The following is a 19,000-nucleotide window of genomic DNA, read 5'->3' as shown; positions in this document are numbered from 1 at the left end:
ACGAGCACGTTAAGGTTGACGCAGAACACTGGTTGATCATCCTGAAGCCAAGGGCTGGGGAGCGAGATGCGAAGTCGGGTGGACTACGAGAACGGCAAACTGCGCGAAGACACGCTCAGGGCCTTCGCCAAGGCGATGAATACGGGACGGTTGGTTGCGGTCACCGGCGCGATGTCGACGCGCGCCCTCGGCTACCCGTCGTGGTCGGATTTCACCCAGGCCTATGCGGTGATCGCGCGCAACTTGGCGGAAGAGATCCGCGACAAACGCGGCTTCTCCAAAGTCCGCCCTACCGATTTCCGCCGCGTACGTCGGGAAGAGGCCGCGCTCTGGAAAATTATCGACGACGCCGGGCATATGGAGAAGGGCACGCTCAAGGACATCGACGTACGTGTCGCGATGTGGAAGCTGCACGAAGCCTTTCGTGACCTTGATGCGCGAATGCGCCGAACGCGCGCCGGGCTCGTCATCGAACGGGTCTATCAAACCCCGGCCCTGGAAAGGTTCGAGAACAGCGTGGCGCGGATCTTCGCGTCACGAACCCACCACGCCAGATTGCTTCGGGCGCATGCCGAGCCTGCAGCGATCCGACCGCTGATCGAAGGCCTTGGGGTCAAGCGGTTCGCGACCCTCAATTACGATCTGGAGATTGAGCGTGCCCTGATGCTCAGGGCCGATGAGCGCGACCAACTCGGACATAACCCCCTTCCCCCCCTCGACCGTCGCCGCGAACCCGGCCGCCGTATATGCGGCCAAACGTGATGTCGAAAAGGACCCCAGCTCGGTCTGTCGGTTCATGGGCAGCCCGGAAAGCGGCAAGCCGATCAACCGAACCTATCGCAATCGGTTGAGCAGGACCCTCGGTAACGGGATCCAGGTCGAGAGCGACATCGTAGATCGTGAACGCCCCGACCGCCTGTTCGAGTTCGCTGTCGGTTCGTCGGAAACAGGCTCTCACATTCTTCACCTGCACGGACGCGCCGACGTTCCGGATTCCCTGATCGCCAATATCCGGCAGTACGATCGGCTTTACCGGCTCGATGATCTCTATCGCGATCCCTTTGATCACAGCCTGCGCGTCCTGTTTGGCGGCAATCCGATCCTGTTCGTCGGTATCGGCATGACCGAAACCGAACTGAACCAGACCCTGCAGTATTTCGTCAGCAATGCGCCGGTGCGGCGTCCTGCGCCGATGTTTCTGGTCTGGAACACCACCCGGGTGAGCCCGGAGAACAGGGACCAGTTCATGAAGGATCGCCGGCTGGATTTCCGCCGCCGGCTCGGCATCCACGTCCTCTTCGAAGAGGACCTGGACGTCGTCTGCTCGCCCGACGGGCCTCTCACGCACCTGAAGACGCAAGGTTCGGTCGAGGCGCTTTGCAGGTCGGTGGCCACGGAGTTGGGCCGGATCGAACCTTCGATCCGGGATCTGCTCGGACACACAGCCGAGACCGAAGACCAGGCGAAATTCATCAAGCGTCTGCGAAAGATCGCGGCGGACCTGAAAGCGCTTCCCCATCAGAAGGCTGAAGCGAGCCCGGCCGCGCTGGCAAAGGCCGAGGAGGAGGCGCTCGTCAGAACGCTGCGCAAACTGCCGGCGCTGGTAGCGCGCATTAATGACAATGGGCCGGCGCCTGATCGCTGGCGGCGCATCGACCGCCGCTTTTCCCGCACCCAGGGCCGGGATCACGGGTTTCGCATGTGGGGGGCTCTGGGCCTGATCAAACTGGCCCACGGCCGTCAGTCCGATGCCGAACTGCTGCGACTGCAGCATGACGGCGGATCCGTGGTTGAAGATGTGATCTTCGCCGCCGCGCGCGCCGGGTTTGGTCGCGGAGAACTGGGCGAACACCTCATCCAGGCCAGCGCGAGAGAGGTGAAGATCGACCGGATGACCATCCGGGAAACCGCCCCCGGGGATCGGCTCCTGATCAACGCCGGGTTCAGCTATGACAGCGACGCGCTTCTGTTCGGCATCGCCAACTTTCTGGCCCAGCGCCACAACAAGACGCTGAAAGGCGACTTCTGCCGTGAGCGGCTGTTCGCAAACAAGGATCTATTCCAGACCGAACGCCCGACCCTGATCGTCATCAATGGCGCGGACCGCTTCTTCGGTTTTGACGGCACGCCGCTCAGCGCGGAGCTTGACCACATGCTCCGCTGTGCGATGGCCAACGGGAAGGTTCAATTCCTTCTTCTGGGCACGGAGCGGCTGCGCCCCTACTGCGAGGCCCTGGGATCGAGCCTGCAGATGATCTCGGTTCGTGAGGTTGAACCCAAACCGGCGAAAGCCCGGCCGATCCTGCGCACGAGACTGCAGATCCTCACCGGTCGGGAGAAGGACCCTCTGAAGTCCAAATACCTGGACTGGATTGCGCAATGCTTCGAAAAACGCGCCCGAGAGACGAAAAAAATTGTCGCGAAGGCGAAATCGACGACGGGCCGGCCCTTCCTCGCCGAGGACCGGGACATTTCGGAATCAGCCGCCCTGCGGATCCGTGAGGCCTCCCGCTACAATCCCGAAGACGTCACACGCGCCTTCTTTGACGCCTATCTTGAGCCGTCTCTCCTGCGCGCCCTGAAGATCGATTGTCCTGTGGCCTTCGAGGTCCTGCGCACCATGTGCTTCATCGGCGCTCCGATCGAGGCGGCTGTTCTTCTCTTCGCGCCCAAGGTCCGGGCGATCCTTGCGGAGACAGAGGAAGGCACGGATGTCGCCACGGACGCCGAGGTCAAATCCAACCTCGCCGAGGTCATGGCGCAGTTGCAGACCCTGGGCCTCGTCATCGCCTTCGAACGCCACGACGAACCGGGTCCCGACAACAGACGGACTGAAGACACGCCGCTTGAAGAGGCCACAGACCCGCTGCACGTCCGTTACGGCCTGCATCGATCCCTCGCGCTTTATCTCAGGGATCGTCATGGCGTTCCGATCAATGACGCCAAGCTGGCGACGACCTTCAACATGTCGCTGTTCATGAGCGAGCCGAGCGACAACTACTCGCCTGAGCCGGCTTTCCATGACGAGCTTGGTGCTCTTGTCGACGATCTGGTCGGCGGCTGGCACGACGTGCACAGGTACCAGAACGCCAGCGACAAGCCGGTCCTGACTGAGGCGCAGTTGGCGTCGATTCCTGCCGATAGCCTCTTGCCCCTGGATCTCCATCCGGGTGACGCGGAAACAGCGCGCCTTTCGCTGAACGCCAGAAGCAGCCGAATTGCCTCGGCTTGTCTGCGCGCCGCCCTCTCGCTGGTACGGGGCTATTATTCGACAAGCACCCTGCTCAAGTTCGACCGGGACGATCGCCTCGCGACTTCGGAGCGCGACGGCGCCCTGACCGAGCATGCCCAGAGGCTGGATCGCATCATCCAGGGCTTTGGCGCGATCGCGGCGGCGCGCAAGATCGTTCGGCAGCTGACGAGCATTCCTGAGAAGGACGACGACGCCGCCAGCACCCACCAGGTGGATGATGCAAGAGACGATCCTGTCGCCCGAAACCACATGGGCCCCGAGCCCTTCTATGTGGACGACCTGGTCTGGCTTCAGAATGAACGTGGCGTCGTCGCCCTGGCCCAGGGGCACCTGTTTGATGCGCGCCGCGCCTTCAGCGCGGCCAAACTCGCCAACAGGGTGATCGAGCCGGGCTACCATGGCCATAACTGGCGGCGGATTTCGCTGAATGTCGTGGCCACCCTGATTGAGCGTGGCGCCCTGAAGCCGGCGGAAAGGCTCCTTGATCAGATCGAGGCGACTGTAAACGCTCCGCCCTGGCGCAATCACGCCGCCGCGGCGCCCGATGGACATCGGGTCGACACCATCAAGGCGATGTTCCGCGACGACATCACCCCGGCGACACGGGGAGATTTCGCCCACTCCCGTGAGGAAATCCTCGTGACGGCCATGGCGACCGGCTATCGTGGCCTGATCGCCCACGTCCGGGGGCGCTACCACGAAGCGCGAGATTACTATGTCAGCGCCAAGGAAATCCTGCGCCGGCTCGGCGAACAGCGGGCCTACGCCCACTTCCAGAGACATTATGCGAGTTTGCAGAGCTTTATCGGCGACAAGGATTCAGCCCGAAAACACATCGAGTACGGCATTGCGGCGGCCCAGTCCGCCAAACAGATGGACATCCTCCATCGCTGCAGGATCGTTCGCGCCGACATTAATCACAGCGTCAATGCTGACCCGAACGTCCGTCGCATGGCGCTGGAGGACGTCAAACGCGCCTTGCGCTACTCGACGCTCTCTGACTGCTATCGCGCCCGGATCGAAGCGAGCGCCAGCCTGGCCCGCCACATGCGGCTGAGCGGCGACTATGATACGGCGCTGCGCTATGCGGCCGACGCCCTGACAATCGCCAGCCGTTACGGCCACAGCCTGCAGAAGACCTCGCTGAGGATCGAAATCGGCCGGATCCTGACCGCGCGCGGGGACCCGCAATCCGGTCGCGCCCTTCTCGACAAGGCGGCAGAAATCGGCACAGGCAAGGGCTTCCAGCAGGCGCTGGAACGCGTTCGCCGGGCGGAGGCCAATGAAGGCCATTTCCCCCTGCCCTCCAACCGGGCGGACGTGCCGATCTCGTGAGAGCTGCAGCCGTCGAGACGATCTCCCGTCTCCGGGCCGGGTCGCCTCTGTCGAGCATCGGTCCGTGAGATCGGCCTCCGTAATGCCGAAAGCAGTCGGTCGACCCGAACCGTAACTTCTCCTGCCCGAATGACTTCGACGTCGATGACGGCTGGGAAGATCGATTTTGGAGGATCAGCGAAGGTTCGATTTCTGAGACCGGTTGGCGAGCCAAGGATATCCACACCCGTCGCCCCCGCTTGCAGATCGCAGATATTTGAATCTCGCCCCGAGGTTGTTGTGGTGGTAGATATCTCGTTAAGCGGAGGGGGGCTGCGCATGCCAGTAACAATCCTGAAGACGAAGAACGGCGAATTGGACGCCGATGATCGCGAGAAGCTCGACGCTTTACTCGTCCGTCTTAAAGGCGGCGCGCCGCTCCATCTCCACCTCCACGGCGGTCTCGTGGACCTGAAGGCCGGACTTGCGATCGCCGAACGGCTCAGTGGCGGGAAGCCTGGCGGTTTCCAAGCGCCTGCCGACTGGGAGCAGGTCTATGTCGTCTGGCGGACGGGAGGTCTCGAAACTGTTCAGACCAACTGGACGGACCTGTTCAAGAACGATCGCCTCTACCGGACCCTCCTTCGCAAGCTGCTGGATTTCGCGGCAAGCCGGCTGGGATTGCCGGGCAAGGAGGGGCGGTCGGCCTACCTCGATATGGAATTGACGCCGACCGCCATCGCTGATCGCCTTGAGTCCGACGGGTATGGCGATCCGTTCGCCGATATCGATGAGCGGTTGGAGATGGCGACGGCCTCGGGCCGTGGGCCCGAGATCCTGGGCGGTACAGACGGCCAGCTCGCGAGCCAGTTCATGGGTCTGCTTGAATCGGACATCGCCTTCAGCAAGGTCGCCGACGACATCGCTGCATCTCTCACGTTCGAGCCCACGCTCGGGCGCAGCCTGTCGCGTCGTGGGGACGCGACCAAAGGTGATCCGATCCTGCAGCGGCTAAACCCGGCGGTCCAGGCCGAACTCCGGCAAGCGACCCCTGCTGATGCCCCTGGACGCGCGCTCTTCACGGGATTTCAGATCGCGAGCTTCCTCCTTGAGCACGCCGGAAAGATCGTGCTCCGCGTAATCGGCCGGTTCCGCTCGCGGCGGGACCACGGTTTTTACGCCACGATCGTGGAAGAACTCGTCCGCGAACTCTACGGCGACGTCATCGGCGCGGCGGTCTGGGGGATGATGAACCGTGACGCCGCCGACCACTTCAAGGTCGACAACCTCGGTGCGGTGTTGCTGCCGGCAATTGAGGCGGCGTCAAAGGTGATGATCACGACGCATAGCGCGGGGTCGATCTGGGCCTCGGAACTGCTCCTGCGCCTGGATCCAGACGGACCGCGAACCGTGAAGCTGGCAATACTGGCGCCTGCCGTCAGGACCGACCTCTTCGCGAAGGCGATCGAACACGCCGCCGGCCGCATCATCGGGCTGCGCATGTTCACCATGCGGGACCACCTCGAGCGCGCCGATGTGCTCCTCGGCAAGAAGCTCCCCTTCCTCTATCCGTCGTCGCTCCTCTACCTCGTCAGCGGCGCGTTCGAGGAACTGAAAGGCGAAGCCTTCGTAGATGCGCCACTCGTCGGAATGCAGCGCTTCCTTGGGGCTGACATCTCCTGGCTCAAGGACCCTGACCAGATCGCGGCCATCGGCGCCATCACCAGGTTCTTCGCCGCCCCCGAGAACGGCATCGTCTATGCGACATCGAGCGGCGGTGTGGGCGCCAGCAGCCAGGCGGTCAGCCACGGCGGCTTCGACCAGGACCCGGACACCCTGGAGAGCGCCATTGCGTTCCTGATCGGATGACGCCTTGGGCGATCATCGTCGGCATCGATCGACATCCGCCTCAGGCAGAGCTCAACGATCTCTTCGGGGCGGTCGCGGACGCGGCCGATTTCGCCGAATGGGCGCTCGCCCCAAACGGCGGCGGCGTGGAGCCGGCCAGACTGTTCTTCTGGACCTATCCCGCGCCGCCTGCCCGGGCGATCGGTCCCCTCCTGGAGGCCTACCTCGAGGCGCCGACGCCCTGGCCACTCCCCCCGAACGGCAGGAGGAGCGCACCTCCGGACATGGGCAAGGCTCCCACGAGCGGAGACTTCATCAATCTCGTCAGCTTTCTGCAGGGCGAGGCGTCAGAAGGTTTTCTGAACAAGAAGGTCAACCGGTGCTTTGTCTTTCTGGCGGGTCATGGTGTGGAGATCACCGACGATACGGTGACCGAGACCTGCTTCCTGGCCGGCGATTACGCGAATGGCACCGGGTTCGTTCCGTGCGACGAGATGAACAGGGCGCTCCAGTCCAAAGGATTCGCCCAGGTCCTGATGTTCCTCGACTGCTGCAGGACGCTCATCCCCGGCGACATGCCGATCCCCCGGATGTTCGGCGTCGCCAAGAAGCGGAGCCTGACCGGCGTAGGCCGCGCGGCGGCGCCCAACGGGACGTCGTATGAAGTTCCCCAGGACGACCCGAAACGCGGGGCGTTCACGCACGCCCTGACGGACAAGCTGCGGACGTTTCGCGACGCGAATGATGTTCTGACATTCCGCGACCTCGGTCTCGAGGTAGAGAAACGCGTTCCTGAGCTACTGGGTCGTGGCCGGAGCCAGGAGCCTCAGTTCGGTTGCGTCCCGCCGAATACGAACCCGCCGCTGATCGTGGTCTCAGGCCCCGCCGCGATCCTCACGGCGGGCGTCGTCATCACCTTCAGGACCGTTCCTCCAGGCACGGTCGTCGATCTGATGGACAACAGCTTCAATCCGGTGGGCCCACCCATCGTGTCGACGGCGCAGCCGACGAGACTGAGCGTCCCGACGGGTGGGGTCTATATGTTGAAGCCGGTGGGTCTGCCGGGCGGGAAGGCATTTCCCCATTTCGGACCCGGGGACAGTCATGTCGAGCTCTGAGCCGCCATCCCGCGATGCACCCGACACCTTATCGGCCAGGAAGACCCGGGAACCGCGCCTTCTGGTGACCTCACCTCCGGGGTTCGAAATCCAGATCCTCACCGGCCGCTATGAGCCCATCGCGCGTGGAGCCGAGCGGTTGAGCTTGCGCTTGCCGTTGGGTTTATATGTGGTCCGCTGGTCCTCAGTGAGCGAGACCCGCGAGACGATCGTACCCCTGATCAAGCCAGGATCGTCCGTCCGCGTGCCCTACCCCGAGGACCGCGAGGCCGTCGGCAGTCTGGGACTCAAGGCGTCTGGCCCCCGCACCCACAAACCGAGCCGCGACGCCACGATCGTGATCCTCGAGCAGAGCCTCGATCCGCGGGCGCGGGGTTTGATGTCCAGGGGATTGAAGCTTTTCGACAGCCGCCGTGTCGCGATGCGTTCCGACGATGTCGCGGTCTCGGAAGTGCGTGAAGAGGTCCGGACAGCCGCGGTGTCGGCCGCGCGTGAAGAGGCGGGCGCCAATCCCGAGACCGGCGCCGCCTGGGCGGTCCGCGTCTATCCGGTCGATCCTGGCCTGTTCCGCCTCAGGTTCGAGACCGCGGAAGGCGCCAGCGTCTATCAGACCGTGCCCGCCATCAAGGGACGGAGGACCTTCATCATCTTGCGACGCACCGTCGCCCAGGTCCTCGTACAGGAGGAGGGCCGCTATGGCCTCGAGACACGCAAGGGAGCGGACCCTGCGCGGACGGTGATCATCAGCGCGCCTCAGAACCAGGTAAGGCCGCCGAGGGAATCCGATGTCCGGGTCGCCGAGACGCTCCTGGACGCGTTGGCCGGCCCCAGAGACAACCTCAACGAACCCACCCTCGCGCGGGTGGCCGACGAGGGAGGCGACCCGCTTTTGAAGCTCTACGCCGCGACGACCATCTTGTCCGCTCTCGGGCAATCGCGATCGGCCGCCTTCGACGACCCGTGGCCGGACGACGAGGCGGACCAGGCCGAGTTCGAGATCCGTTGGCGGGAGCGCGCGGGCCACCTCCTCGACAGCCTCGGCGAGGACATGGCGGGCGTCCCCGATGTCGCCTTGTGCCGCAGGAGGTTGACGGGCGAGACGGTCCCGCCGATCGCCGCGCTTCCAATGCTCCTGGCCGCCGCAAGTTGGCTGACCGACGAGGAACGCCACATCGGATTCCCGGGCGATGAACGCGCGGAATCGGCGACCGTACCGGACTCCCTCGCCTCCGGCCCATGGGTCGTGGGGCGGGTGGCTGCGGCGAAGTCGGGAGGGATCGCGACGCCCCGGGACGCATGGTCGCAACGACGGTCGGACCTCGACATCCGTAGACGAGACTGGAATTTTTCCGAACTTTTGGCAGTGGCGCTGGCGGGCCTGCTCGGGATTGTAGTGATGTTCGCGAGCCAGACACAAAGCATGCTCGTGAACTTCATGCCCTCGCACACTGCCTTCTATTTGCAGATCGCGTCCTGCATTGCGGTCTACGCGGCGCTCTTCCTTTTCTGTCGGAAGCCGTTGGAGCGGCTCGTTATGCAAGTGAGCAAGGAGGTCGCATCCGAGCGCCAATCAGCCGAGACTTGGGCGACACCAGCCTCCGAGCCCGCCCCACCCCGGGCGCCGCGGATACCGCGGATACCGCGGATACCGGGGGTGAGCTCCGCGCTCGAACAGCGCAAGGTCCGCTTAGCCCCGCCCTTCACCCGGCGGCCGATCACTGTCCTGGACGATTCCAACAAAGGCCGCTTCGGCGGTCTGTCCGAACGCGACGGTTTCCGACTGGGCGCCGCGTTCCGCGAGATCGACAGAGAATGGGTTGAGATCGAACTGACCCTGTCAGCCAGCCCGCGCGCGGCGTGGAAGGACGGCGATCGGGTCCTGTTCTTCCTGCACAGCACCTTCTCGTCGCCCGAGCAATCGACGCGGATCTGCGAGGGCCGGGCGGTGCTGACCGTACGCGCCTATGGGGGATTCACGGTCGGCATGTGGATGCCTCGCCCAGGACTCGAGCTTGAACTCGACCTCGCCCTACTGGACGACGCACCGCAGATCATACGCGATTGGTGATCGAGGCTGAATCGTGAGCCTCCCCTCATCACAAGCCCGGTGCAGGGCGAAATGCGCCAGGAGCGGACTTCATAGACATGCCGATGTCTGACATCTGGCCGATAAGCTCGGCGCGCCAGCGGGCGGAACTGTCCTGGAGGCGGGGTTTCGCGGCAGCCACCTCATCGCCTGGAGATCAGGCCCCGTGCCCTTGATCGGGCATCGTCTAACGGGTCCACAGCGCCCGCAGCCTTTGGCCGTATTCACCTTCTCCACACAGGCTCGTATCCGGCGCAAGGCCATCGAGCCAGGCAAGACATCGCTCAATCAATTCGACCTGCACGGGCGGCGCTCCGTAGCGAGGAACGTTGATGATGTTGATCCGGGAGGGCTGGCCGTCAAACGCAGCGGTGTATTGGGTGATCGGCGTATAGCCTCGCGAGGCCAGGGCTCTCGACCGCCACAGGGCGGCCTCCGCCGGCGTTCGTTCACCGCCATTCAGACCCAGCGAAAGACTGACCCAAAGCGCAAGCTGCGCCTGGGCGTCGCCGGCTTCCGCCCGAGGCCGGATCTGCGCGACGTCATTGACGGCGGCGGTCTCGATGGGGCGCAACATCGAAACCGTATCGACCGGAGGCGCCAGCACCGCACATGCGCCCAAAGTAGAGGCGGCGAGAAAAAGCCCCGCCGTCGCGCTAGTTGATTGCAGAGCTTTCGGGCTCATAGGTCTTGACTTCGCGCTGGCCTTGCGGGGTCGCGGCGTGGAATTTAAACGCCCGCCCGTTGAAAACATTGAGAGAGAGATCAGCGAGGATTTCGTCCTGGGCGCCGAACGGTGCGATCAGTTCGATGAGCCACGGCCGGTCGCCGCCCTGCCACTCGTCGGCGCGGAGTTTGTGCGCCCCGGCCTCAAGCCGCTGTTCCGTCTCTTCCGAAACCATAGCCCACAGCGCAACCGCCGCCGGCGAGTTCGGGCCGTAGAAGATCCGGAACTGCTCGACCAGGATCGCCGGCATGGCGAACCATTCGAGATCGCCGATGAACAGCTGCTTGTGAACGGGCGACTGCGACATCAGCCAGACAATCTCCCCCAACATCTGGGCGACCGTTTTGGGCGCGGGCGAAGGCGGAATGTTCTGCGGCGTCATCGGCAACTCATTGGCGGAGATTTCGGTCATGCGAGGAGCCTTTGATCACCAGACCTCGCAATGGGCAACGGCTTGCTGGCAGACAGAAGCCCGCCAGTCCCCGAGAGATCATCTCCCCGGTTCCAGACCGCGGCCGACGCCCCCTTGTCCCGACTGAAGCCGGACAAGGCCTGGAGCAACTTCTGACGATCACTGGAGATCGACCGGGACGCGTGCAGGCCTCCATCGACCGAAGGCGTCTCGACGCCCTCGGATACAGAAACAATGCCCTCACTGATCTGGGTCAAACCTGGCATGTCCGCCGTTCGCCACCAGGCGGATCCGGTGTCAGCGCTCGCAAGGGTGACAGGCGCAACATCGAGCGCCGTCGACATCGCCCCCTCGCCGCTCAGCAGTGACGCTGCGGCGTCCAGATCCGAGTAGTCGGATGCGAACGACGCGTACCCGCCAGAATCCGTCAGACCACCGACGCCAGAAGCAGCGCCCGGTCTTGCCGTTGCCGGAAGGCCCGCCTGCCCTGCAGCAGGCGTATCCACGGGCCCTGAAGCGTCCTGCTCCAGAGAAATCTCCGGCGCACCGAAGGCGCGCCCGAAGGCGCCCCGCACCGTCGTCGCCAGACTGGCCGACGGCAGAACGCCGGCATCTGTCTCGACATAGCCGTCCGACACGCCGCGGCGTCCCGAAAGGACATTGGTCCAGCGCGCCTCGTCTTCCTCGTACAGGTCGTCGTGATCGCTGAAGTCCACCTGGGCGCGGGCGAGGATATCCGCCAGGGTCGCCCTGACATCGATCGGCGCGATCACATCGTTGATCGTGGTCTCGCTATCGGAGGAGTCTTCGCTGGCAATGGCCGCCATTTTGCGTCCAGAGCTGGCGTCCACGGCGGCAGGCGTAAGATTGCTGCCGACAGACCGCGAGTTGACCGCCTCGTCGAGAGGGTCGTTCAACAGCCGTCCCAGTTCCCCCCCAGCCCCGGGCGTTCCCCAGGCCGCAAGAATCTGCTCTCGGGTAAGACCGCTCTCGGCGATCAGACGTCGCATCAGAACCACATCGTAACCGGTTCCGACCGTCCCGTCCGACCAGGTGAAGTCGAGCGTGCTGTGAACGAAGCTGTCGCGTCCAAGATCCGCCGTATAGCCCGTCGCACGGCCGGCCAGATTCAGTTCGGTTATCCCGATCTCGTCCAGCGTCTGCAGTTCGCTGGCCGTCGAGCGGCCGTTCTGGTTGCGATCGACCCAAATCCTCAGTTTGCTCCATCCCGCATCCAGTGCGGAGAGCTTGCCGTCGCCATTGGTGTCCCAGGCCTGGAGCCCTTCGAGGTCCGTCTTCGCGCCCTCCTTGTCTCCGACGAAGGAGATTTCGGACAGCTGGTTGATGGCGCCGTCACCGTTCCGGTCAAACGCCAGGATGCCGTCGGTCGGCCCGACCCAGCTCACCCGCGCGAGTTGGCCGCTGTCGAGTCTGGACACCACCATCGAGTCGTCGATGGAGGTCAGGCTGAGGCCATCTCCGGCCAGATCGAGCACGATCGGATACCAGCCGCCGCTGTAGTCCTCGACGTCCGTCCAGGCGATGTTGAGCTTGCGGATATCCATCCAGGTGCCGCCAGCATTGATGTATTCAATCGTGTTGAACGTGTATTCGCCGCTGTAGACGTTATGGATCCGGTAGCCGCCGCCGCTGATCCGCACATGGTCGTTCGAGTCCAGAGGGTTGTAGAACACGACCAGATCGCCGCCCTGAACCTCAACGCGAACGCCATCCGCCGAGACGGTCGAGCCAAAGACGAGCGTATCCTCGCCGCCGCTGTCCACGACGGTGTCGTAGCTGTCGCCGATATCGAAAGCGTACTGATCGTCACCGACTGAACCAACCATATAGTCCGCGCCGCCGCCGCCGATGAAGACGTTGCCGGTGGATTCCCAACTCTGGTTGGTGCCCCGCATGACGTCATTGCCCGCATAGCCGGCAATCAGGTCGACCTGATCCGACTCGCCGGTGACCGTATCGTCGCCGTTGCCCCCAACGCGCATCCGGGTCAGGCCCGACACATCGAGCTGCCCGCCGCCGTTGAAGTCGATCGTCTTGAGCTTGTTGTTGCCGACGGCGACGACATTGCCCTGGACCCGCACCCGATCACCGGTGGGCGAGTTCAGCAGGAAGATTTCGAACACCCCGGTCGCATGGCTCTGCCAGCCGAAGCCGAGATCGCCGACCTTGATGTCCGCCCCGAACGACAGGACGTTCGAGCCCGAATTGTCCTCGACCATCTGGTCGAACCCGTCTCCGCGCGAGAAATAGTAGGTGTCGGAGCCCGATCCGCCGGACAGGGTGTCATTGCCCGCACCACCGGTGAGGTACTCATCGCCTGATCCCATGCCGATGAAATCGTCGCCGGCGGTCCCGATGACATGCTCTATGCCGATCAGGCTGTGCGTGCCGGTCGTACCGTCCGCCGCCCGCCACTCGACGTATCCGCCCGAGACGCTGAGGCCCGCCCGGGTTGTCGTGACGGTCTCGTAGTGGCCGCCGTTCGGCACCCAGACGTTCTGCTGGAGCCACCAGTCGTACTCCCAGTAGCCGTCATCGACCCAGACTTCGTATGTCGATGTCCCGGTTGCGAAACCTTCCGAATAGTCGGCGGTGTCGACGCCCTCGCCACCGTCATAGATGTCGCCGCCGACGGTCGCGACGATCCAGTCGTCGCCGCCAAGGGCGGTAATGCGGTTCGATCCGGCGTCGCCCTTCAGGTCGTCGGCGAACCGCGAACCTCTGAGGTGGTCCATCGCCTGCCAGCGGTCGCCCGTCGCATGGCCGCCATAGGCTTCCCCGGTGGTCATATTGACATAGACCCCGGCGTTGGACCCTTCGTAGGACAGCGTCCCCTCGCCCGGCGCGAACATGTAGTCGGCCCCGGCCCCGCCCTCGAAGACGTCGTTGCCGTAGTTGCCGTCCAGGAAGTCGTCGCCGTCGCCACCCTTCAGGACGTTGTCGCCCACATCGCCCCAGATATAGTCGTTGAACTTCGACCCAGTGACGTTCTCCACGCCCTTGATCCAGTCGCCCATGATGTATTTGGCGTCAGACCAGTAGGCGTCACCGTTGTTCCAGGACGACGGGTGGTTGCCCAGATAGACAATAACGCCATTGATGCCGCCCGCGGGCATGGCCAGGGTGTTCGTCGCCCAGGGCCAGAAGTTAGCGTCGGGATTGCGCTGAATGGGTGTCGTGTAGCGCTCGTAGGAGACGGTGTCGGACCCCGCGCCGGCGTCGACATAGTCCATGTAGTTGCCGTCGTAGTTTCCGCTGGCCTCGAGCCCCGGGATGTAGGTGTCCTGCTCCATCAGGAAGATGTCGTCGCCGTTCTCGCCGAAGCCGCCGTCGATGCCGCCGTTGAAAACGATGATGTCGTTGCCCTCGCCGCCCCACATGCCGGCTCCCGGGATGCCGCCCCAGGGATGGTCATCGCCCGCGCCGCTGACGAGATAGTCGTCGCCGGCGCCGCCCACGAGACGATCGCGGCCGCCGCCGCCCAGCAGGACGTCATTGCCCTCGCCGCCTTCGATGGTGTCGTCGCCCTCTCCGCCGTCGATCCAGTCCCAGCCGTCGGCGCCCGCGAGGTAGTCGCCGAACCGGCTGCCGACGACGATGTCGTCGCCGCCGGAGTGAGTCACCGTGATCTGTTCCTGATACTCCCAGCCGTACTGGTCGTAGGAGGTCTGGTACTCCGTCGTTTGGCTCCAGTCGCTCCAGCCCACCGCCGAGGTCCGGTTCGAGAAGTCGAGGAAGTCGTTACCCGAGGTATTGCCGTCGGTCAGTTGCACATAACCGATCTTGGACAGGTCATCGATGCGCACGGCGTTACCGCTTTCGGACCAGTCGAGCGCCGGGCCGCCGACCTGCCGGGTGCTCGGCTGGGTGAAGAAGGCGTAGGGATTGTCCTGCCCGATCGACCACAGGCGCATGGCCATCCGCCGATAGACCGTGCCGGGCGGGGCCACGGCGGTTCCCGAAATCAGGTCGAAATTGGCCAGATCGCCGTAGTTGCCGCCGCCTTCACGGCCGCCGCCCGGGATTTCCACCCAGCCGACCTGGTTGCCATTGGCGTCAAGGAACTGGACCTCCAGCCGCGCCAGACCACGATGCTGGGCCGCCATGACGCTGAACTCGTAGGTCGCCCCGGCCTGGCTGTCGATCATCTCGGACCAGATGTCGTTGACGCCCGAACCCGTGGGTCCCTGCATATGGGTCCAAAGGACGTCGTTGCCGTGTCCAGACCAGTCCGAGTTTACGTTGACCCCGAAATAGGGGTTGGTCGCGTTCCAGTTCGCCATCCCCCAGCCGGCCAGTCCCTGCTGCCAGCGGGGATTGAGCAGATCGTTGCCGGCCGGACCGTCCATGGCTTGACGCAGGATGGAGAAGACCCCGCCCGGATCAGTCTTCTTGTCGACCGACAGGGTCATGCCCCCGAGCACGTCGCTGACCTGCACATCCTCGAAATAGACGTCGTGGCGCTCCAGATCCATGCTCAGCAGGAATCCTTGAAGGCCGCCGTTGAAGTCGGATGTCGACCACTCGTCCAGTTTCAGCTCGGCAGCGCGCAGGGCGGTGATTGTCCACGTCGCAGCAAACGTCGAATGCGGATCCCGGATGATCTGGTCGTTGATGAAGTCGCTGTTCAGAACATAGGTCCGGTAGTCAGCGACCGTCGTGGTGTCGGCCAGAAACTCCGAGAGAATGTCCGCGTTGCTGTTCTTGATCAGCCGTTTGAGGAAGATGTCGCCACCGACGATGTAGCTGGATTTGACCACGCTCATGACGGTGTAGTCGACGGCGTCGTTCGCGCTGGAATAGTTCTTCCGAACGCCGTTGATTTCCGCCCAGATCTGCGAGCCGGTGTGCCCGTATTTCTGGACGGGTGCGCCACCGTCAACAAAGATCGATCTGCCGCCTTCGCCGTAGCTCGCGCCGAACTGGTTGAGCACGTCCCGGGCAGAAGTCGCCATGTAACGGGCCAGATTGAGATCACCCCCGTTGGCGGCGGTGACCGCCCCAAGGACGAAAATGCCGCTGCTGCTGTTCAGATAGGTTTCGCCGGAGGCCGTCGGCGTCCTCGGCTTCTTGCGGCCGAACAGGTTGCCGATCAGCGCCCCGAGCACATAGCCGACGAACGATCCGATTCCGGGCGCAAGGAAATTTCCGAAGGTCCCCAGCGCCGAGAAGGCCGAGCCGATCCCGGTCAGCGCCGTCCCGATCGAACCCAGTCCCGTGATCCCGGTCAGGGCCGACGACATGACCAACGACCCGAACGAGGAGCCAAGGGAGGCCAGGACCGCTCCCGCCTGGGTTTGCGGAGCAACCAGACGTGACGCCAGCTGAGAACCGAAGAACGATCCGATGGTGGTTTGCCACAGCGTCGGCGCTGTGGCGGCGCTGGTCCAGTTTCCGGCATCAAAAATCTGCCCGATGTCGACGCCCGCGAAAATGTTGCGAGAGTCGATCAGGGCGGAGCTGAAGACTTCACTGAAGACAGAGCCGGACACTTGCCCGAAGAGCTCTGCTCCAAACCCCCGAAGGCCCAGCGCCTCTCCCAGCTCGAGGGCGAGATAGCTGCTGGCGGCGCCAACCACCTGATCCGTCAGCGCAGAGCGGAAGGTGCCGCCCCAGGTCTGGGCGGTTTCTCCAACGGCGCGCTCGGAAACATCCGCCAAGTTCGCAGACCGCGGCGCTTGGGTGAGGCTGGTCGCAACACGGTCGAGAACGCCCGAAATCACGACATTGGCCACGAAATTGCCGACCCGGCTGTCCGGGACCAGAAGATCGGCGATCGTCGGCCCCAGATTGCGAAGGAAGGTGGCGCCAAGCTGGGCGGGAGTGACCCCGAGCGCCGATGTCATCGTCGTCTCGCCGGTCTGGGGGTCGTCGGTAAACACGAAGGTCGCGGCGGTCTGGCCATTCGGGCCGCCGACGTTCACCGTCATCGAGGAAGTGCCGTCCAGGTTCGAAACAGTTGTCGCGGTAAGGTTCGTCGCTCCGTGAACCTGAGTGCTTACCTGCGCATTGTCCATTACGAGGCCTGAACCGTACGCCCAGGAAATCCCCCGATCGACCAAGAGGTTATGCTCGGCGAGAGTCAGTGGTCGCTTCATCGTCAAGCGTGTCTCAACGCTGACAAAAATGTTGGGATTGGTCGTGCTGTTGAACTGGTAACGAATGTTGTAAACGCCGCCGCCGAGGTCCTGCGTTACCCGGGTCCCGGGTCTCAGATTGTGCCCTCGAAGACTATCCTGAGCAAATCTGACGATCGCCGCGTTGGCGCGGGCACCCATTTCGTCAAACGCGGGGCGACGGGGTCGACCGGTCGGCCCGAGAATGGGCGTATCGAGATCGTTTCGGAAAAAGGCGGCCTGATTGTCGGCCCAAAGCGGCAGTTGCCACGCGGCCGGGTCGGAACCGAGACCGTATTTGGCGATCAGCTCTGTGATCAGCGAGTCCCAGGTGTGGGTGTAAAAGGCCGACTTCCCGAACTGCGACATCGGAGTGAAATCATCCAGCAGCTCGATCGACCCCGGAAAATCCAGGAACAGTCGAGATATCTGCCCGACGCCGAGCGTCGCCAGGGCCATGGCGTTGGCGCCGTACTGTCCTCCCGCCAGAAGACCGTTGGTGAGGAAGTCGCCGGTCGTCGCCTGACCGAAGAAGGGAATGCCGGCGGCCCGGATCGAGCTGAGGCTCGACAGGAAGGAAATCCCCTGAGGATCGTAGACCTCGATGCCCGCGACCTGATTGACGTGCGTCGCCGCGAAATCGAGAACGACAGCGGCGCCGTGGGAATGGCCGACGACCTGATCGAAGACGACGGACTGATAGCCTGCCCCGAAATAGGCCTGCATGGCGGAAGTGATATCTTGTAACTGGCGGCTCCGCAGTCCCACTTGCTGCGAGGTGATATCGGTCAGATCGGGCCAGAATTCACCATTGCCGGAGTCAATCCCGTCGACGCTCAAGGAATAGTGATTTCCTGTCGCATCGCTGACGGAGGTGATGCTGACCGTGGCCCCGTTTACACCCTGATAGATGAAGGTCTCGATGTTCCGTCCAGGGGCATACTCATCGAAAAATCTGAGCGCGTAGTTGCCTACTCCCGACGGATGCCCGCTTCCGCCGGGCAGCGTGCCGATATTGAATAATCGATTATAGGCGTCCCGCAGAGTTGCGTTCGACAGGGTCACCGAACGGGTCGGGCTGTTGCGAAGCTGACCCGCTATCGTCGCGTCATAACCCAGACCGACGGTCAAGCGTCGGAACAACCTGTTGTCATCCGGCATCGCGGCCTCCCCTTATTTGTCGCCTTACGGCACGGTTACAGGTGTTCCAGGACACATCTCGGGGGCCCCAGAACATGCTGGTCGTCATCTGGGTGTGTTCGGACGGCGTCGCGCCGTTTCCCACCTGCATAAGCAAGGCGAAGCTGGTCCCGTCGCCGAAGGAGCCTAGCCCTCCCGAGACCGATCCCTCGAAGCGGGTTGGACGCTGTATCACTCTGTAACGAGAACAGATGCGCGTGCGGGCGTCAGGGTTCGACCCGGCGATGTTCGCATCGCTGGCAGCGAGACGCGCCCGCAAGCCAGCCTGATCGGCGTCATTCAGCCCCGACGCCGACAGGTCATAGTTGTTCCGGCACTCGGCGGGGGCGCTGGTGATGTCCTGAACAAGAAAAACGGGCTGAACCTCGTAATCCCCGTTTTCCAGAACACGCAGCAAACCCGTCGAGCCCCCACGAGTGTTCGACCAGCCGACTCCGTCGGCCGCCCTGATCGGGGCCGCATAGGCCCATTCGACCCGACTGACACTGCTGAAGGCGGTGTCACCAACGTTGTCGGCCGCGATCAGCATAAACACGGGTCCCGGCCCTTCGGCCGGGTCCGGCATTTCGGGAATCATCATCGGCGAGTTGTCGCAAAACAGCTCGAAAAGCCCCTTTGCGGTGTGAGGCACGCCCGGTCCCTGTTGATCGAACCAGTCCAGTACGGATTTCAGCAGGAATGAAGCTCGCTCGGGCCGGAACCCCACGATGACCACGCCAACGCGGCCCGACGGCATGTTCGCATTGGTAAACACACGCGGGGTCCGACCGTCATCAACAGTGATCGAAGCCGGAATATCGCCGGCGACCTGGATGTCGATCAGGATGGGGCCATGCGATACGGGCATGACCCCGGCCTCGCAGGTCGTGAGGAACAGTCGTGAGACATATTCCGCCATGGTCAGG

The 19,000-nt window shown here is 63.6% G+C and carries 9 protein-coding genes; 5 read left to right on the top strand and 4 right to left on the bottom strand.

What is annotated here, in order from left to right:
• Positions 1-78 precede the first annotated feature (78 nt).
• The 5 genes from AC1ROD_RS07025 to AC1ROD_RS07005 all read left to right on the top strand — a co-directional run bounded on the left by AC1ROD_RS07025 (position 79) and on the right by AC1ROD_RS07005 (position 9,601).
• Entirely contained in the window at positions 79-762 is a 684-nt protein-coding gene (locus AC1ROD_RS07025) for a hypothetical protein (protein ID WP_492947526.1), read from the top strand.
• Positions 677-4,588 carry an SIR2 family protein gene (locus AC1ROD_RS07020; RefSeq protein ID WP_492947525.1) on the top strand — a complete coding sequence of 1,304 codons (3,912 nt, stop codon included), beginning with the start codon at positions 677-679 and terminating at the stop codon, positions 4,586-4,588. Before AC1ROD_RS07025 ends, AC1ROD_RS07020 begins: the two co-directional genes overlap by 86 nt.
• Positions 4,589-4,906: 318 nt before the next feature.
• Positions 4,907-6,436: a hypothetical protein gene (locus AC1ROD_RS07015; protein ID WP_492947524.1), complete on the top strand. Its 1,530-nt coding sequence runs from the start codon at positions 4,907-4,909 to the stop codon at positions 6,434-6,436.
• Complete coding sequence (locus AC1ROD_RS07010) at positions 6,433-7,533, top strand: caspase family protein (protein ID WP_492947523.1); 1,101 nt, start codon at positions 6,433-6,435, stop codon at positions 7,531-7,533. The genes AC1ROD_RS07015 and AC1ROD_RS07010 overlap by 4 nt, the downstream gene beginning before the upstream one ends.
• On the top strand, positions 7,520-9,601 hold the full coding sequence (locus AC1ROD_RS07005) for a pYEATS domain-containing protein (RefSeq protein WP_492947522.1): 2,082 nt from the start codon (positions 7,520-7,522) through the stop codon (positions 9,599-9,601). The genes AC1ROD_RS07010 and AC1ROD_RS07005 overlap by 14 nt, the downstream gene beginning before the upstream one ends.
• A 205-nt stretch (positions 9,602-9,806) precedes the next feature.
• On the opposite strand, the gene AC1ROD_RS07000 is transcribed toward AC1ROD_RS07005, so the two are convergent.
• Genes AC1ROD_RS07000 through AC1ROD_RS06985 form a run of 4 tightly spaced genes read right to left on the bottom strand, consistent with a single transcriptional unit; the run spans position 9,807 to position 18,993 of the window.
• Positions 9,807-10,304 (bottom strand): hypothetical protein, encoded by a 498-nt coding sequence (locus AC1ROD_RS07000; protein WP_492947521.1) that lies wholly within the window; start codon positions 10,302-10,304, stop codon positions 9,807-9,809.
• On the bottom strand, positions 10,276-10,758 hold the full coding sequence (locus tag AC1ROD_RS06995; protein ID WP_492947520.1) for a toxin-activating lysine-acyltransferase: 483 nt from the start codon (positions 10,756-10,758) through the stop codon (positions 10,276-10,278). Before AC1ROD_RS06995 ends, AC1ROD_RS07000 begins: the two co-directional genes overlap by 29 nt.
• Complete coding sequence (locus AC1ROD_RS06990; protein WP_492947519.1) at positions 10,755-18,056, bottom strand: SPM autocatalytic domain-containing protein; 7,302 nt, start codon at positions 18,054-18,056, stop codon at positions 10,755-10,757. Before AC1ROD_RS06990 ends, AC1ROD_RS06995 begins: the two co-directional genes overlap by 4 nt.
• Entirely contained in the window at positions 18,046-18,993 is a 948-nt protein-coding gene (locus AC1ROD_RS06985) for a hypothetical protein (RefSeq protein WP_492947518.1), read from the bottom strand. The genes AC1ROD_RS06990 and AC1ROD_RS06985 overlap by 11 nt, the downstream gene beginning before the upstream one ends.
• Between the last annotated feature and the right edge of the window lie 7 nt (positions 18,994-19,000).

This window comes from Brevundimonas sp. GW821-FHT12E07 (genome assembly GCF_058807035.1).
Note: the sequence above shows the minus strand (reverse complement) of the source record. Positions and strands in the feature narration are given on the sequence as shown.

What these genes read in the sequence shown, in the direction of transcription:
- AC1ROD_RS07010 (WP_492947523.1), top strand. Translation starts at nt 6,433, where the DNA reads ATGACGCCTTGGGCGATCATCGTCGGCATCGATCGACATCCGCCTCAG.
- AC1ROD_RS06985 (WP_492947518.1), bottom strand. Translation starts at nt 18,993, where the DNA reads ATGGCGGAATATGTCTCACGACTGTTCCTCACGACCTGCGAGGCCGGG.
- AC1ROD_RS07020 (WP_492947525.1), top strand. Translation starts at nt 677, where the DNA reads ATGAGCGCGACCAACTCGGACATAACCCCCTTCCCCCCCTCGACCGTC.
- AC1ROD_RS06990 (WP_492947519.1), bottom strand. Translation starts at nt 18,056, where the DNA reads ATGCCGGATGACAACAGGTTGTTCCGACGCTTGACCGTCGGTCTGGGT.
- AC1ROD_RS06995 (WP_492947520.1), bottom strand. Translation starts at nt 10,758, where the DNA reads ATGACCGAAATCTCCGCCAATGAGTTGCCGATGACGCCGCAGAACATT.
- AC1ROD_RS07015 (WP_492947524.1), top strand. Translation starts at nt 4,907, where the DNA reads ATGCCAGTAACAATCCTGAAGACGAAGAACGGCGAATTGGACGCCGAT.
- AC1ROD_RS07000 (WP_492947521.1), bottom strand. Translation starts at nt 10,304, where the DNA reads ATGAGCCCGAAAGCTCTGCAATCAACTAGCGCGACGGCGGGGCTTTTT.
- AC1ROD_RS07005 (WP_492947522.1), top strand. Translation starts at nt 7,520, where the DNA reads ATGTCGAGCTCTGAGCCGCCATCCCGCGATGCACCCGACACCTTATCG.